Consider the following 16646-nt stretch of genomic DNA (forward strand, 5'->3'; position numbering starts at 1 on the left):
TATAAGGGGGCAATGCCGCCTGCGCATGCCGCCGGCGCCGCAGTGCACAATTTTTTCACAATATATCGATGCCATCTGTGCAACGGCTCAGGTGCTGGAACCGTGACGGGAGCGTGCGGAAGCGCGGCGATGCTAGGATTCAGCCATGCCGCCACCATCTGTCACGCAATTGTCCGTCGCCCGATTCCTGCGCTACGCCTGGGCCGCGCCCTGCACGGCGGTGGGCCTGGCATGCGCCGCGCCGGCCTTGCTGTCCGGCGCCCGGGCGCGCGTCGTGGAGGGCGTGATCGAAATCGCGCTTGCCGAGCGGGACCCGGGGCGCTTGTTGCGGGCCTTGCCGTTCAACGCCATCACATTCGGGCACTCCGTCATCGCCACCAGCCGGGCGGAGCTCGACCGCCTGCGTGTGCACGAGCATGAGCATGTGCGGCAGTACGAGCGGTGGGGCCTGCTGTTCTTTGCCGCCTATCCGCTGGAAAGCCTGTGGCAGCTGCTGCGCGGCCGCCGCCTGTATGTCGACAACCGTTTCGAAGTGCAGGCGCGGGCCAGGGAAGTTGCGCAAGCTGTAAGCAAATACAGCAAGTTGTAAGCGCGTGTAAGGATGGTCAACTGGTCTGTCCCGGGCCGCGTTTCCTCCTCAGTGACACGGCAATTGTGCACCGGAAACCGAAACCGTTTATATCATTTTAAAGGAAATACATCATGACCAAGACCATCGCTACCCTGATCGCCGGCCTGTTCGCAACCGCAGCTTTCGCCCAGACCCCGGCTCCCGCCGCATCGCCAGTGCCAGCGGCCAAAGCCGAAGCCAAGGCGGTGAAAGCCGAAGCCAAGGAAACCAAGGAAGTGGTAAAAGCCGAAGCCAAGGAAAACAAGGAAGTGGTGAAGGCGGAAGGCAAGGAAGCCAAGGCCGTCGCCGGCGCCCACGCTGACGTGGCAAGCGCCAAGGCGGACGCCAAAGTAGAGAAAGCCAAGGCGCACGAGAAGTCGGCGAAAACCAAGGCCAAGGCGCACACCAAGGCCGCGAAGGAAGTCAAGCCGGCGGAAACCGCCGCTGTGCCAGCCGCTGCGCCGGCAGTGGCTCCTGCGCCAGCTGCCAAATAATCGTCCCCGCCTGGATCGCATCCCCGCCTCGGCGGGGATTTTTTTCGTCCTTACGGCATATCCCGGCAGCAAAATACAGTTGCAGTACGGACATGTTAAGATCCTGTCTATAATTATTGATTTAGTAATTTCATCGGCAGTCTCTTATGATAAGGCGAAACCATGGCGGTCATTGATATCAAGCTTACGCAAACTGCGCTGGATGCCGGCGGCAATCTGGGCGGCACGGACGGCAATGGCACGCTAGGGACGATATTCGACTCGATCGCCGGGATCAGCCACGCAGTGGACGAGTCGCTTAGTTACTACGCTTCGTGGAGCTTCCTCGGCAGCACCTTGCGGCTCGATTTTTCCGACGGCTCGTCCGAGGTGTTTACCGGCGTCGCGCTGTCCAACCCCGGCGCGCAGAGCGGGACGGCGACGGCCACCGGCATCGAAGTGCGCCTTGCGGGCGTGGTGACGATCGCGGAGGCGGGTTTGTACAGCTTCAAATACGACGTCAATGCCAGCAACCAGCTGTCGCTTGTCAGCACCGCTTCCACCACCGCCGCGGCCAGGATAGCCACGGTACTGCCTGCTTATTCTCCCGACTACAACCAGGAGTTCGGCAACGTCGCCATCCAGTTCAACGGTTCGCTCAGTTCCGATCCGAGCGGCAATACCAGCGGCAACGTGTCGAAAATCGTGCTGAGCGCCGATAAAGTCCTCTCGTCCACCACCGTCGCCGGCGACTTCAATATCAGCGGCAATGCGCTGACCATAGCCCAGGGACTGAGCCACTCATCGGTGACCGGCACCATGGCTTCCTATGTCACGGAATTCCGCGATGGCAGCTATGAGCGCATCAGCGGCCTGTCCGCGCCTTTGAGCGCGGCCTCGGTAATCGATTCCGACATGTTGGCGGACAGTGCGCTGTTTGGCGGCGACGACAGCATCAGCGTGGACCTGCCTGCGCAGATCTACGGGGATGCGTGGATCATGGCCGGTGCCGGAAAGGACACAGTCAAGATAGGCGGCGGCGGAGGGCAGCTGCATGTGGACACAGGGGCCGGCAACGATGTGATCTCGGCGCTGTCCGGTTCGCACCGCATCGATGGCGGAAGCGGGTTCGATGTACTGAAGTACAGCGGCGCGCGGGCCGGATACACGGTTGCAAAGACTGCCGTCGGCTTCAATGTGTCGGCGTCGGGCGGTGGCGTCGACATGACCGGCAACATCGAGCGCCTGCAATTTTCCGACACGGCGCTTGCCTTCGACATCAGCGGCAACGCCGGCATGGCTTACCGCGTTTATCAGGCCGCGTTCAACCGTACTCCGGATATGGCTGGCCTGAGCTATTGGATCGGCGTGCTGGACGCAAACAACAGCATGCGCGATGTCGCCGGCAGCTTTATCGGCAGCCCGGAATTTCAGGGCATGTATGGCGCCAATCCGTCGGTCGACGTTTTTGTCACGAGCTTGTATGCCAATGTGCTGCACCGTGCGCCCGATCAGGGCGGGTTCGACTTCTGGAGCGCCTCCGTCAAAAACGGCATGGCGTATGCCGATGTGCTGGTCAGCTTCAGCGAAAGCGCCGAGAACCAGCTGCAGGTGATCGGGGCGATACAGAACGGTATCGCTTACACGCCGGTCGCCTGACGCCTCCTGGCCCCTCAGACGGATCCCTGCTTCGGCGGGGATTTTTTTTCGCCTGGACCTGGACAGACCTGTAAGCAAATGCCGCAAGTTGTAAGCACGTGTAAAGCTCGTCAACTGCTAGCTCGCCGGCTGCGTTTTCTGCTCAGTGACACGGCAAATGTGCACGGAACCTAAACTTGGAAAGAGGGACTGAAGAATGAGAAAAGTAACCGTTACCCTGATCGCCGGACTGTTCGCCAGCGCTGCGTTCGCACAGACCTCCACGCCAGCTGCACCGGCAACCGTGCCAGTCAGCGCAGCAGTTGCAGCGGTGGCCGTAGCGACGCCCGTAGCGACGCCCGTAGCTGCGCCCGCAGCGACGCCCGTAGCGAAAGTCGAAGCGAAAACGGAAGCCAAAGCCGAAGTCAAAGCAGTAACCCAAGACACCAAGGACGCGGAAAAACCAGCCGCCCCGGCAGCGAAGTAATTAGTACCAACAAACAAACTAAACCGTTTATATCAATCTAAAGGAATTCATCATGACCAAGACCATCGCCACCCTGATCGCCGGCCTGTTCGCTACCGCAGCCTTCGCCCAAGCCCCGGCTCCCGCCGCATCGCCGGTGCCAGCGGCCAAAGCCGAAGCCAAAGCGGTGAAAGCCGAAGCCAAGGAAACCAAGGAAGTCGTGAAAGCCGAAGCCAAGGAAAACAAGGAAGTAGCGAAAGCCGACGCGAAGGAAGCCAAGGTTGTCGCCGGTGCCAAGGCGGACGTGGCCAGCGCCAAGGCGGACGCCAAAGTAGAGCAAGCCCAGGCTCACGAAAAGTCGGCGAAGAAGAAGGCCAAGTCGCACGCCAAGGCTGCGAAGGAAGTCAAACCGGTGGAAACCGCTGGCGCGCCAGCCGCCGCGCCAGCAGTGGCAGCGGCTGCCGCACCAGCCGCCCCGGTCAAGAAATAAGTCTGCCTGAAGAAACAAACTAAACCGTTTATATCAAAAATTAAGGAATTCATCATGACCAAGACCATCGCTACCCTGATCGCCGGCCTGTTCGCAACCGCAGCCTTCGCACAAGCCCCGGCTCCGGCCGCAGCGCCAGCTGCAGCGGCTAAAATCGAAGCCAAGACCGAAGCCAAAGCGGTGAAGGCCGACGCCAAGGAAGCCAAGGCTGTCACCAAAGCCGAAGCCAAGGAAATCAAGGAAGTGGCGAAAGCCGAAGCCAAGGAGACCAAGGCGGTAGCGAGCGCGAAGGAAGACGTGGTCAGCGCCAAAGCGGACGCCAAGGTGGAGAAGGCCAAGGCGCACGAGAAGGCTGACAAATCGAAGGAAAAGGCGGCGCATGCCAAGGATGCGGCCAAGCCGGCTGAAAAATCAACAGGCGTTCCGGTGGCAGCGCCGGTTGTGGCTGCGGCAGCCGCACCTGCCGCAAAGTGATCGGATCGCGCTGATATGAATCCAGCCCCGCCAGTGTGCGGGGCTTTTTTTCGGATCGCTGCTTGCAACGGAAATCAACGCTTTCTACAATGGCTTACGGCAGTTCCCACAACAGGAGATGAACATGGCTCGATCGGTGACAGGCAAGGCATTGGCGGCGCTGGCATTGTTGGCGTGCGTGGCGGATGCGGCGGTGGCGCAACAGGCCAATCTGCCGGCCGGCATGGAAGGTCTGCGCGGGCGCCATTGGCGCGGCGGCGAGTGTTGCGGCTGGACCTGGGACTGGGTGCAGCAGAACGGGCCGGTCTTCCGGGGGGCCTTCCGTAATCCCAATGGACAGCGGCTCGAAGAGCAGAACATCATCATTTCGATTTTCGGCGACCGCGTGCAGATCACGCGCGCCAACGGTTCGGCGGCGGGCGGCTGCACCTACGACGGCGTGATCCGCGGCGGCAGCGCCGAAGGCACTTATGCCTGCGCGGGCAGGGATGCCGGCAAGTGGGCCGCCACCATTTATCAGAGCGCGCCGCGATAGCCGCTGCGCAGCCGTGTTAAGTCTGGGACTTTACGCGGCAATATGTCTATTTTTGTAACTTTTTTGACTAGCTCGCCGCGACTGTTTAACTTGGGCCGCCTGAAAACCGACCCCTGGAGACAGACATGGCAGCTTGTATTTCGACCAGATTCAACGCATTGATCGTAGCCGGATTGCTGGCTGGCGCTTCCGCAAGCGTGCTGGCGCAAACCGGCACGATCTGGATCACCGTGGGCGACGCCGCCTACGCCCAATTGAAGAAGTCCGCGCCGCAGGCCGTCACGCGCGAGAGCCGCTCCACGCTGATGACGAGCGCCAGCGGCGCATTCGCCGCCCAGGAGAAAGTTCATCTGGTCGAGGTCAGCGAGCAGCAGATGCTGGCGCTGTCGGCCGCCGTCCACAGGGAGCTGCACCGCTGCGGCGGTTTCATGGCCCACGCCAGCGAGGCGGCCGGCATCACGGCATTGGCGCCCAGGTCGCCGGCGGCCACGCTGGCCTCCCTGGCCGTGCCGCGCCCCTCCTACGTGATCGACCAGCAAACTGTCGTCAACCCGCTGCTGCCGCAAATGCAGGCCTCGAACATCGCGCAGACCATTACCGACCTGGCGGCCCACACCAACCGCTACTACACCACCGCCAGCGGCGTGGCCGCGTCGAACTGGCTGAAGCAGAAGTGGACCACGATGGCCACCGGGCGCAGCGACATCAGCGTAAGCCAGTTTACGCATGCGGCCTATCCGCAGAAGTCCGTCATCGTCACCATCAACGGCACCGACAACGCGTCCGAAGTGGTGGTGCTGGGCGCCCACCTCGATTCGATCAACGGCAGCGGCACCGGCGAGACCACCCGCGCGCCAGGCGCCGACGACGACGCCTCCGGCATCGCCAGCATGACCGAAGCGCTGCGCGTGATGATCGCCAGCGGCTACAAGCCGCGCCGCACCATCAAAATGATAGGCTACGCCGCCGAGGAAGTGGGCCTGCGCGGTTCGCAGGAAATCGCCCAGTACCACAAAAACAACAACATCAACGTGGTCGGCGTGATGCAGCTCGACATGACGAACTACAAGGGCTCGGCGTCCGACATCTATGTCTACACGGACTACACCGACAGCCTGCAGAACGACTTCCTCGTCAAGCTGATCACCACCTACCAGCCGACGCTGACGATAGGGTACGACAAGTGCGGCTACGGCTGCTCCGACCACGCCTCGTGGACCGCCGCCGGCTACTGGGCCTCGATGCCGTTCGAGACCTCCTTCACGCAGGACAACCCCTACATCCACACCGCCAACGACACCTACGCCAACATGGGCAGCCAGGCCGAGCACGCCCTCAAGTTCGCGCGCCTGGGCCTGACGTTCGCGGTTGAACTGGGCAGCGACGGCCCCGGCGTGGTGCCGCTGCCGGACATGGTGGAGACCTTCAGCGGCAGCCTGACCCGTGGCCAGACGCGCAGCTTCGGGCCGTTCAAGGCCGGCGCCGGCAGCTTCAAGGCATCGACCACCGGCAGCGGCGACGCCGACCTGTATGTGCGTAAAACCAGCATGCCGACCACCAGCACCTTCGACTGCAAGTCCGATGGCTCGACCAGCACGGAAAGCTGCACGCTCACCATGGCGGCCAACGGCGACGTCTACGTGCTGCTGAACGGCTACTCGGCCTCCAGTTACACGCTGACGGCAACGTACCGCCCGCAATAAATAGTATTGTTGGTAACTATGTGGCCTTGCGGCTGCCGGGAGATGTATAATTCGATCCGCTGCCGAAAGGCGCACACGCTAGGGGTCCTGCAAGCCGCCGTTTATCAAACGGCGGGGCGCGGGTGAGAAATACCCTCCGAACCTGATCTGGATAATGCCAGCGAAGGGAAGCTTTAGGCCTCCATCCGCCACACCGCGCGCCCGCGCTCAGGGTTGCGCGCAGTGCCGGCCAGTTTGCCGAACCTCCTTTGCTGGCTCCTGTAGCTAACGAAGGAGCCAAATGAACGCCAACTCGAAATTCCTCTCCGCCACTGCCGAAGTGGACAGCGCCGCCATCGCACCGCTGCCGAATTCCCGCAAAATCTATGTCCAGGGCAGCCGTCCTGATATCCGCGTTCCCATGCGCGAGATTTCGCAGTCCGACACCTCGGCCTCGTTCGGCCACGAGAAGAATCCGCCTATCTATGTCTACGACACCTCCGGCCCCTATACCGACCCGGACGTGCAGATCGACATCCGCTCCGGCCTGTCCACCCCGCGCCTGCCGTGGATACAGGAGCGCGACGACACCGAAGAACTGGACGGTCCAAGCTCGGACTACGGCAAGGAGCGCCTGGCCGACGCCGCGCTGGAAGAACTGCGCTTCAATCTGACGCGCAAGCCGCGCGTCGCCAAGCCGGGCCGCAACGTGTCGCAGATGCACTACGCGCGCCAGGGCATCATCACCGCCGAGATGGAATACGTGGCGATCCGCGAGAACCTGCGCCGCCGCGAGTACCTGGAAGAGCTGAAGGCGTCCGGCCCCATGGGCGAACGCATGGCCGACCTGATGGGCCGCCAGCACCCGGGCCAGAACTACGGCGCCGCCATCCCGGCCGAGATCACGCCCGAATTCGTGCGCTCCGAAATCGCCCGCGGCCGCGCCATCATCCCGGCCAACATCAACCACCCCGAAGTCGAGCCGATGATCATCGGCCGCAATTTCCTGGTCAAGATCAACGCCAACATCGGTAATTCGGCCGTCACCTCGTCCATCGGCGAGGAAGTGGAAAAGATGACCTGGGCCATCCGCTGGGGCGGCGACAACGTGATGGATCTGTCGACCGGCAAGCATATCCACGAAACGCGCGAATGGATCATTCGCAACAGCCCGGTGCCGATCGGCACCGTGCCGATCTACCAGGCGCTGGAGAAGGTGAACGGCAAGGCCGAGGACCTGACCTGGGAAATCTTCCGCGACACGCTGATCGAACAGGCGGAGCAGGGCGTCGACTACTTCACCATCCACGCCGGCGTGCTGCTGCGCTACGTGCCGATGACGGCCAAGCGCCTGACCGGCATCGTCTCGCGCGGCGGCTCCATCATGGCCAAGTGGTGCCTGGCGCACCACAAGGAATCGTTCCTGTACACGCACTTCGAAGAGATTTGCGAAATCATGAAGGCCTACGACGTGTCCTTCAGCCTGGGCGACGGCCTGCGCCCCGGTTCGATCTACGACGCCAACGACGAGGCCCAGCTGGGCGAGCTGAAAACCCTGGGCGAGCTGACCCAGGTCGCCTGGAAGCACGACGTGCAGGTGATGATCGAAGGCCCGGGCCACGTGCCGATGCAGCTGATCAAAGAGAATATGGACCTGCAGCTGGAGCAGTGCAGCGAAGCGCCGTTCTACACGCTGGGACCGCTGACCACCGACATCGCGCCCGGCTACGACCACATCACCTCCGGCATCGGCGCCGCGCTGATCGGCTGGTACGGCACGGCCATGCTGTGCTACGTCACGCCCAAGGAGCACCTCGGCCTGCCGAACAAGGACGACGTCAAGGACGGCATCATCACCTACAAGATCGCGGCGCACGCTGCCGACCTGGCGAAAGGCCATCCGGGCGCGCAGATCCGCGACAACGCGCTGTCCAAGGCGCGCTTCGAGTTCCGCTGGGACGATCAGTTCAACATCGGCCTCGATCCGGACAAGGCTCGCTCCTTCCATGACGAGACGCTGCCGAAAGACAGCGCCAAGGTGGCGCACTTCTGCTCCATGTGCGGCCCGCATTTCTGCTCGATGAAGATCACGCAGGAAGTGCGCGACTACGCCGCCAAGGGCATGCAGGAGAAGGCGGTGGAGTTCGTGAAGAAGGGCGCGCAGCTCTACAGCAAGGCCTGAGCGATGAGCGCGACGCAAATTGCCATTGAGCTCAACGGCGAGCCGCGCAGCGTGCCGCCGCAGCACAGCCTGCAGGCCCTGGTGGAAGAGCTGGGCCTGGCGCACCAGGCGCTGGCGCTGGCGGTCAACCGCAGCGTGGTGCCGCGCCAGGCCTGGAGCGCACGCACGCTGCAGGCGCGGGACAAGGTGGACATCGTGCGCGCCATCGGCGGCGGCTGACCATGGCGGGTTAGCGTGCAACGCGTAACCCGCCAGGCCGGCGCGTGCAATTACAACAAGGAGAACGAAGATGCGTGACCAACATGAAGACTTGCTGACCATCGCGGGCAAGAGCTACAACTCGCGCCTGCTGGTCGGCAGCGGAAAATACAAGGACCTGCAGCAGACGCGCGAGGCAACCGACGCGGCGGCAGCGGAAATCATCACCGTGGCGATCCGCCGCGTGAACATCGGCCAGGACCCGAAGGCGCCCAGCCTGCTGGACGTGCTGCCGCCGTCGCAGTACACCATCCTGCCCAACACGGCCGGCTGCTACTCGGCCAAGGACGCGGTCTACACGCTGCAGATGGCGCGCGAGCTGCTCAACGGCCACAAACTGGTAAAGCTGGAAGTGCTGGGCGACGAGAAGACGCTGTTCCCCAACATGCCCGAAACGCTGGTGGCGGCCAGGGAGCTGGTGAAGGACGGCTTCGACGTGATGGTCTACTGCAGCGACGACCCGATCCAGGCCCGCATGCTGGAGGACATCGGCTGCGTGGCGGTGATGCCGCTGGCCTCGCTGATCGGTTCCGGCATGGGCATCCTGAATCCGTGGAACCTGTCGCTGATCATCGAGCAGTCCTCGGTGCCGGTGCTGGTGGATGCCGGCGTGGGTACGGCCTCGGACGCGGCAATCGCGATGGAGCTGGGCTGCGATGGCGTATTGATGAACACCGCCATCGCCGGCGCGCAGGATCCGGTGCGTATGGCGCGCGCCATGAAGCTGGGCGTGCAGGCGGGCCGCGAGGCCTATCTGGCCGGCCGCATTCCGCGCAAGTTCGCGGCATCGCCGTCGTCGCCGATGGCGGGCCGGATGGCATGATGACCGCCGTGATGGCAAAGGACGCGCCCGCGCCGCGCCAGCGCTGCGTGCTGGTGTTTTCCGGCGCCGATCCATCCGGCGGCGCAGGCATCGCGGCCGACATCCTGGCGATCCACGCCCAGGGTGCGCACGCGCTGCCCGTCATCACCGCGCTGACGGTGCAGGACAACGAGCGCGTGTACGAAGTGCTGCCGGTGGAGCCGGACGTCGTGCTGCGCCAGGCGCGCGCGCTGATGGCGCGGGTGACGATAGACGCGGTCAAGATCGGCATCCCCGGCAGCGCGGCCAATGCGCGCGTGATCGCGCAGGTGATCGGCGAGCTGCGCGCCGCGTTGCGCGCGCGGCCCGGAGTGCCGGTCGAGCTGCCGGTGGTGCTCGACCCGGTGCTGGCCAGCGGCCACGGCGACCTGCTCTCGCGCGACGATGCGGTGCAGGCGCTGGCGGTGCTGCTGCCGCTGGTCACGCTGATCACGCCCAACGGCCCGGAGGCGCTGGCGCTCACCGCGCCGCCCGACGGCCCCTGCGACGACCCTGCGCAGCTTGCCGCGCAGGCCCTGCTGGCGCGGGGCTGCCAGCACGTCTTGATCACCGGCGGCCATGACGGCGGCGACACCGTCGTCAACCGCTGGTTCAGCTCCGTCCCGGACCAGGGGCAGAGCTGGAGCTGGGCGCGGCTGCCGGGCGAGTTCCATGGCAGCGGCTGCACACTGGCCGCTGCCATCGCCGGCCTGCTGGCCTATGGTTACCCGATGCCGCAAACCCTGTCGCGCGCGCAAGGCTACAGCCACCGCGCGCTTGCCTCCGCCTTCGCCATCGCGCCCGGCCAACGCATTCCGCAACGTTAAATACCAACCCATTCGAAAGCGCACCATGCAAGGACTCTACCTCGTCACCCCGAACTGGGACGACACCTCCCGCCTGCTGGACGTCAGCGAACAGGCCTTGGCCGAAGGCGTGGCCCTGCTGCAGTACCGGCACAAGGACGCCAACCCCGAACTGCGCATGGAGCAAAGCTCGGCGCTGCTGGCGTTGTGCCGCCGCTACAGTGTGCCCTTCATCATCAACGACCATGTCGACCTGTGCCTGCTGCTCGGCGCCGACGGCATCCACCTGGGCGGCACCGACGCCGAGGTGGCGCAGGTACGCGCACAGCTGGGCCCCGATACCATCATCGGCTCGTCCTGCTACGGCGACATGCAGCGCGCGCTCGACGCGCAGGCTGCCGGCGCCAGCTACGTCGCCTTCGGCGGCTTCTATCCCTCGCGCGTGAAGCAGTACGCGGTCACTACCCAGCCGTCCATACTGGACCAGGCGCGCGAGCACATCCGGCTGCCGCGCGTGGTCATCGGCGGCATGACGCCGCACAACGCGGCGCCGCTGGTGGCGCGCGGCGCGCACATGGTGGCAGCCGTCAGCAGCGTGTACATGAGTGAGAACCCGGCCCAGGCCGTGCGCGATTTCAACACCCTGTTCGCGACCGAAGAAATTAGCTCCAACGCCGCCTAAGCGCTTTATAATTGGTCGCGTTATCTCCCGCTCAAGGTTGCGACCATGAATGCCTCCCCCCCGGCGAAGCGCCTGATTTTGATCGTCGACGACGACCAGCTGCTTGCCGCCTTTCTGAGCGAAGTCCTGCGCCACGCCGGCTACGACACGGTGCAAGCATACTCCGCCGACCAGGCCCTGGCACAGGTGGCCGAGCGCGAGCCCGACATGGCCCTGCTCGACATCCACATGCCCGGCATGTCCGGCCTGGAACTGGCCAAGCAGCTCAACCGCAACACCTCGGTGCCCTTCATGTTCCTGTCCGGCCGCGGCGACAGCGACGCGGCCAAGCAGGCCGCCGCCTATGGCGCGGTCGGTTTCGTGGTGAAGCCGGTCGACGAGCAGCACCTGATGCCGGCGTTCGAAGCGGGCCTGGCGCGCGCCGACGAGATCCGCCAGCTGCGGCGCACCGAGCTGAATCTGAACGCGGCGCTGGCGGCGGGGCGGGAGACCAGCCTGGCAGTCGGCCTGCTGATGTGCAAATTCCAGACCGACCGCAACACCGCGTTCGAAGTGCTGCGCGACCACGCCCGTTCCAGCCGCCGCAAGATCAACGAGATTGCGGACCAGTTGCTGACCGCCGAGGAAACATTGAATGGTTTGCATGCGGCGTTCAACGCAAGGCTTAAAAAATAACGATAGCTTCCGTCAGGAAATGCGTTAAACTAGTTTCATCAGCGCGGGGTCCTGACACGCCCCGCTGCCTATCCCTTACAGCCGCCCGTTCCCTGCCGCTGTATCCGAATTTCGGCCCAGCTCCGCCGAGTATTGCACCCTGAACCATACCGATCCCGCGCCGCCTTGCTGCGTGTGCCCGTCCGTCCGGCTCCAGGCGTTGCACAACACTGAAAATCCGCAGCCGCCATGGCTGCGGGCGGAGAACACGATGAAAGACGATTTGACCGCGATCGGCGCCGTGATGGACGAACTCGCCGCCGCCTACAAGGATGTGCCACGGGTGCTGCACGTGGACAGCGACGGCGACACGGCACTGGTGCTGGCGACCTTGCTGGTGCCGGAAACCGAAGTGTTGCACGCCGCCACGCTGGCCGACGCGGTGAGCGCTGTGGAAAGCGGACGCTTCTCGCTGGTGGTGCTCGATCCGGACCTGCCGGACGGCGACGGCGCCGAGCTGCTGCAGCGCCTGAGGCAGCAGCAGGAACACACGCCGGTGCTGCTGTATTCGGCGCGCCATCCCGGCTTGCGCACCCAGGCGCATGCCTTCCTGCCCAAGCCATGGACCTCGCCGCGCCAGCTGTGGCGCACGGTATCCCATTTGCTGGGCATAGACCCGGTGGCTATCCAGGAGGCGACAACATGAGCGGCGCCGAACTACACAACATCCTGTATGTGGAAGACAACCCGCATGTGCGCGGCGTGGCCAAGATGGCCCTGGAAGTGATAGGCCGCTTCAAGGTGCGCGACTGTTGTTCCTCTGGCAGCGAGCTGCTGGCGGCGTCCGATTTCCGGCCGGACCTGATCCTGCTGGACGTGCAGAATCCGGGCACCGACGGCGTGGCCGCGCTGTCGCTGCTGCGCCGCATGCCGCATTTGCTGCATACCCCGGCCATGTTCGTCACCGGGCTGGCCTCGGCCAGCGACGTGGCGCGCTATGTGGCGGCCGGCGCGGCAGGCATCATCGCCAAGCCGCTCGAACCGCTGCGCCTGGCCGGCCAGGTGCGCCTGTTGTGGGAGGGGCAGGCGGCGCACCGTCCGCCGCCGGGTATGTTACCCATGTAAGCTTGCTTTCCTTGCTATGATGCGGATATCCCGCTTATCAGGGTATTCCCCGCTCATACACAGGACACACGAATGAAAACCAAAGCAGCCGTTGCATGGAAATCCGGCGCTCCGCTGACCATTGAAGAGGTGGAGCTCGGCGGCCCGCGTGAAGGCGAAGTGCTGGTGGAAATCAAGGCCACCGGCATTTGCCACACCGACTACTACACTCTGTCCGGCGCCGATCCGGAAGGCATCTTCCCGGCCATCCTCGGCCACGAGGGCGCAGGCGTGGTGGTCGACGTCGGCCCGGGCGTCAAAACGCTGAAGAAGGACGACCACGTCATTCCGCTGTACACGCCGGAATGCCGCCAGTGCAAATTCTGCCTGTCGCAAAAAACCAACTTGTGCCAGTCGATCCGTTCGACCCAGGGGCGCGGCCTGATGCCGGACGCCACCAGCCGCTTCTCGATCGACGGCCAGCCCATCTTCCACTACATGGGCACGTCCACCTTCTCGAACTACATCGTGGTGCCCGAGATCGCGCTGGCCAAGATCCGCTCGGACGCGCCGTTCGACAAGGTCTGCTACATCGGCTGCGGCGTCACCACCGGCGTGGGCGCCGTGCTGTTCACCGCCAAGGTGGAGGCGGGCGCCAACGTGGTCGTGTTCGGCCTGGGCGGCATCGGCCTGAACGTGATCCAGGCGGCCAAAATGGTCGGCGCCGACAAGATCATCGGCGTCGACATCAACCCGGCGCGCGAAGACATGGCGCGCAAGTTCGGCATGACGCACTTCGTCAATCCGAACAAGGTGGAGAACGTGGTGGACGCCATCGTCCAGCTGACCGACGGCGGTGCCGACTACAGTTTCGAATGCATCGGCAACACCACCACCATGCGCCAGGCGCTGGAGTGCTGCCACAAGGGCTGGGGCCAGTCCATCATCATCGGCGTGGCGGCGGCGGGGCAGGAGATTTCCACCCGTCCGTTCCAGCTGGTGACGGGGCGGGTATGGAAGGGCTCCGCTTTCGGCGGCGCGCGCGGCCGCACCGACGTGCCCAAGATCGTCGACTGGTATATGGAAGGCAAGCTCAATATCGACGACCTGATCACCCACAAGCTGAAGCTGGAAGACATCAACAAGGGCTTCGAGCTGATGAAGTCCGGCGAGTCGATCCGTTCCGTGGTCGAGTTCTAAACCCCGCATTTTTGCCGCCTGCTCCGCGCAGGCGGCATTCCATCGCAATCCACCGGCAATTCCCCCTCCCTGGCGCTACATTCATGCTCGGCCCACTCGTGGCTGGAAGTAGAAAAAAAGTTCTAGACAACATGGTCTAGATCATTTAATCTACATTGCATATCCAAGGAGCCCCGCATGACCTCGTCCTCGCTGCTGTCCCTGCTGATGCCGGCCCTGGGCTGGTCGCTGCTGCACTTTGTGTGGCAGGGTTTGCTCATCGGCTGGGCCGCATCGCTGGCGCTGCATCTGCTGCGCAACGCCCGGCCGCAGGCGCGCTATGGCGTCGCCTGCGCTGCCCTGCTGCTGTGCGCGGCGCTGCCGCTGGGCGGCACCGTCTGGCGCGTGCTGGACGCGGCCGGTTCCGCTGCCACCGCTGCCTCGGGCACCGCCACCGCGCCCGGATTGTTGCTCGCGGGCGGGCAGGGCGCCTTCGGTTCCGCCTCGGCCATGGCCGCCAGCCTCGCCACGCCTTTGCTGGTCGATAACGACAAACTGATTTCCTGGCAGTACCTGCTGCAGCGCCAACTGCCGTGGCTGGTGTTGTTATGGGCTTGCGGCGCCGCCGTGATGACCTTGCGCTTGTCGCTGGGCCTGATGTGGGTGCGCGAGCGCACGCTGGCGGCGCGGCGGGCGGCCGGCGCTGGCTGGGAACAATGGCAGCCGCACGTGGACCGGCTGGCGCTGCGCATGGGCCTGGGCCGCGACGTGCGCCTGGCCATCGTTGAACATCTGGACGGGCCGATGACCGCCGGCTGCTGGAAGCCGGTCGTGCTGCTGCCCGCCGCGCTGCTGACGGGCATGCCGGCCGCGCTGCTGGAAGCGTTGCTGGCGCACGAACTGGCCCACATCAAGCGCCACGACTACCTGGTCAACCTGGTCCAGAGCGCAATCGAGATTTTGCTGTTCTACCACCCGAGCGTATGGATGCTGTCCCGGCACATCCGCGACGGGCGCGAACAGATTGCAGATGATTTAGCCGCAAGTACCCTGGGCGAACCGCGGCGCCTGGCCCTTGCATTGTCGGAGCTGGACAAGTTCCAGTTCACCACGCCCCAACCCGCCCTGGCGGCCCATGGAGGAAACCTCATGTCACGCATCAAACGCCTGGTCCGGCCAGGCAAGCAGCCCCTGAGCTGGAAAATCGCCGCGCCCCTGCTCGGCCTGTGTACCGCTTGCGCGGTGCTGGTGGCCCACGCGGCCCCGCAGATGGCGACCGAACTCGTCGGCGGCCCCCCGGCTTCGGACGAAGCTGCCCCGCCCCCGGCGCCAGTGCCGCCGGGGCCGCAGGGGAGGTCGGCCGTACCGCCTGTTCCGCCCGCCATGACGGTTGGCGAAGTGCCGCCTGTGCCGCCCGTTCCGGCGCCGCCGCGCTTCATCGCGGCTGTGCCTCCAGTGCCGCCACTGGCCAAGGTCCCGCCGGCCCCGGGTGCACCCGCAGCGCGACCAGCGCCACCAGCGCCACCAGCGCCACCAGCGCGACCAGTGCCACCAGCGCCGCCAGCGCCCCGCATGATGCTGGCCGCCGCCCCAGCGGCCCCAGCCGCCTCGGCCGTGCCCGCAGCGCCAGCAGTGCCCGCCGCCCGCCTCGCACCGGCGGCGCCTGCCGCTCCCGCCGCTCCCGCCGCACCATCAGCTCCGGCCATCGATGCCGACGATGGCTCGTCCGTCAGCCTCCGCGAACTGCGCAAATTGCGTGGCGTCCGCATCGACGGCGAGCAGATGCGTTTCCAGCACTTCAACATGGTCGACAGCCGCAAGGCATCCTATGCCCTCAAGCGCGGCGATGAATTCGTCTCGCTGTCCGGAAATCCGCGCGACCTGGCTGACGTCAAAGGCGTGAAAAACAGCGTCAAGGGCGATTTCATCTGGTATCGCGACGGCAAGCACACTTATTTGATCCAGGATCCTGCGCTGTTGGCGAAAGCCGACGCCGCCTGGGGGCCAGTGAAAAAACTGGACGCGCAAATGGAAGTGCACAGCAAGACCATGGAGCAGCACAGCAGGGCCGTGGAGGCGGTCGGTCAGCGCATGGGCAAGCTGACGGCGGAGGCCGAGGGCACGCGTGCCGAGGTGCAGGCGCGCCGCGAGCAGGAGCGCAAGATCGAGCGCCTGGCGCGCCAGCAGGAAGCGGTCGCGCAGCGCATGGAAGCGGTGAGCCGCAAAATGGAGCGCAGCGGCGGCGTGGACGACCAGCTTGACAGCCACCAGCGCGACATGGCGGCGCTGAAAGCGAGAATGGAAGTGCTGCAGCAGCAGATGAAGCAGGCATCGAGCGAGCTGGACAGGCAGCACGCCGGCCTGCGGGCTGTGCAGGCGCCGCTGCAGTCGCTCAGCGCCGACATGCGCGAAGCCAGCAAGCCGATGAAGGAGCTGGGCAGGAAGATGGGCGAACTGGGCCGCGAGCAGGGCCGCCTCAGCCGCGAAGCCGACCAGACCGTGCGCGGCCTGATCCAGGAAGCCATCGCCAAAGGCCAGGCCACGGCGCTGCCGGCGCCCAAGGGCTGATCGT

Annotated in this window: 18 protein-coding genes and 1 riboswitch; all 18 genes read left to right on the forward strand. The window is 64.8% G+C overall.

Annotated features, from left to right (window positions below):
- The first annotated feature begins 145 nt into the window (after window positions 1-145).
- Complete coding sequence (locus tag ACSQ8Y_RS29900; RefSeq protein WP_436270219.1) at window positions 146-589, forward strand: signal peptide prediction; 444 nt, start codon at window positions 146-148, stop codon at window positions 587-589.
- Between the two features lie 113 nt (window positions 590-702).
- Window positions 703-1104 carry a hypothetical protein gene (locus ACSQ8Y_RS29905; RefSeq protein WP_436270220.1) on the forward strand — a complete coding sequence of 134 codons (402 nt, stop codon included), beginning with the start codon at window positions 703-705 and terminating at the stop codon, window positions 1102-1104.
- 162 nt (window positions 1105-1266) lie between these two features.
- Window positions 1267-2742 carry a DUF4214 domain-containing protein gene (locus ACSQ8Y_RS29910; protein WP_436270221.1) on the forward strand — a complete coding sequence of 492 codons (1476 nt, stop codon included), beginning with the start codon at window positions 1267-1269 and terminating at the stop codon, window positions 2740-2742.
- A 196-nt stretch (window positions 2743-2938) separates the two neighbouring features.
- Complete coding sequence (locus tag ACSQ8Y_RS29915; protein ID WP_436270222.1) at window positions 2939-3208, forward strand: hypothetical protein; 270 nt, start codon at window positions 2939-2941, stop codon at window positions 3206-3208.
- Window positions 3209-3260: 52 nt separating this feature from the next.
- On the forward strand, window positions 3261-3677 hold the full coding sequence (locus ACSQ8Y_RS29920; protein ID WP_436270223.1) for a hypothetical protein: 417 nt from the start codon (window positions 3261-3263) through the stop codon (window positions 3675-3677).
- A 54-nt stretch (window positions 3678-3731) separates the two neighbouring features.
- Window positions 3732-4151 (forward strand): hypothetical protein, encoded by a 420-nt coding sequence (locus ACSQ8Y_RS29925; protein ID WP_436270224.1) that lies wholly within the window; start codon window positions 3732-3734, stop codon window positions 4149-4151.
- A 124-nt stretch (window positions 4152-4275) separates the two neighbouring features.
- Window positions 4276-4686, forward strand: coding sequence for a hypothetical protein (locus ACSQ8Y_RS29930; protein ID WP_436270225.1), 411 nt, complete (start codon window positions 4276-4278; stop codon window positions 4684-4686).
- 125 nt (window positions 4687-4811) lie between these two features.
- On the forward strand, window positions 4812-6389 hold the full coding sequence (locus tag ACSQ8Y_RS29935) for a M20/M25/M40 family metallo-hydrolase (RefSeq protein WP_436270226.1): 1578 nt from the start codon (window positions 4812-4814) through the stop codon (window positions 6387-6389).
- A 70-nt stretch (window positions 6390-6459) separates the two neighbouring features.
- Window positions 6460-6575: riboswitch (TPP riboswitch) on the forward strand.
- Window positions 6576-6669: 94 nt separating this feature from the next.
- Window positions 6670-8550, forward strand: a complete 1881-nt coding sequence (gene thiC, locus ACSQ8Y_RS29940; RefSeq protein WP_436270227.1) for a phosphomethylpyrimidine synthase ThiC — start codon at window positions 6670-6672, stop codon at window positions 8548-8550.
- Window positions 8551-8553: 3 nt separating this feature from the next.
- Window positions 8554-8769 (forward strand): sulfur carrier protein ThiS, encoded by a 216-nt coding sequence (gene thiS, locus ACSQ8Y_RS29945; protein ID WP_436270228.1) that lies wholly within the window; start codon window positions 8554-8556, stop codon window positions 8767-8769.
- Window positions 8770-8839: 70 nt separating this feature from the next.
- On the forward strand, window positions 8840-9631 hold the full coding sequence (locus tag ACSQ8Y_RS29950) for a thiazole synthase (protein WP_436270229.1): 792 nt from the start codon (window positions 8840-8842) through the stop codon (window positions 9629-9631).
- The gene (thiD, locus tag ACSQ8Y_RS29955; RefSeq protein ID WP_436270230.1) at window positions 9628-10476 is read left to right on the forward strand and encodes a bifunctional hydroxymethylpyrimidine kinase/phosphomethylpyrimidine kinase; all 849 of its coding nucleotides are present in this window, start codon (window positions 9628-9630) and stop codon (window positions 10474-10476) included. Before ACSQ8Y_RS29950 ends, thiD begins: the two co-directional genes overlap by 4 nt.
- A 25-nt stretch (window positions 10477-10501) precedes the next feature.
- Window positions 10502-11137 (forward strand): thiamine phosphate synthase, encoded by a 636-nt coding sequence (gene thiE, locus ACSQ8Y_RS29960; protein WP_436270231.1) that lies wholly within the window; start codon window positions 10502-10504, stop codon window positions 11135-11137.
- 45 nt (window positions 11138-11182) lie between these two features.
- A complete protein-coding gene (locus tag ACSQ8Y_RS29965; protein ID WP_436270232.1) occupies window positions 11183-11812 on the forward strand; it encodes an ANTAR domain-containing response regulator in 630 nt (209 codons plus the stop codon).
- Between the two features lie 250 nt (window positions 11813-12062).
- Window positions 12063-12497 carry a response regulator gene (locus tag ACSQ8Y_RS29970; RefSeq protein WP_436270233.1) on the forward strand — a complete coding sequence of 145 codons (435 nt, stop codon included), beginning with the start codon at window positions 12063-12065 and terminating at the stop codon, window positions 12495-12497.
- On the forward strand, window positions 12494-12916 hold the full coding sequence (locus ACSQ8Y_RS29975; protein WP_436270234.1) for a response regulator: 423 nt from the start codon (window positions 12494-12496) through the stop codon (window positions 12914-12916). The genes ACSQ8Y_RS29970 and ACSQ8Y_RS29975 overlap by 4 nt, the downstream gene beginning before the upstream one ends.
- A 72-nt stretch (window positions 12917-12988) precedes the next feature.
- Complete coding sequence (locus ACSQ8Y_RS29980; protein ID WP_436270235.1) at window positions 12989-14095, forward strand: S-(hydroxymethyl)glutathione dehydrogenase/class III alcohol dehydrogenase; 1107 nt, start codon at window positions 12989-12991, stop codon at window positions 14093-14095.
- Window positions 14096-14272: 177 nt separating this feature from the next.
- Window positions 14273-16642, forward strand: a complete 2370-nt coding sequence (locus ACSQ8Y_RS29985; RefSeq protein ID WP_436270236.1) for a M56 family metallopeptidase — start codon at window positions 14273-14275, stop codon at window positions 16640-16642.
- Window positions 16643-16646 lie beyond the last annotated feature (4 nt).

This window comes from Pseudoduganella sp. LjRoot289, from assembly GCF_964252925.1.
Lineage (GTDB): Bacteria > Pseudomonadota > Gammaproteobacteria > Burkholderiales > Burkholderiaceae_D > Rugamonas.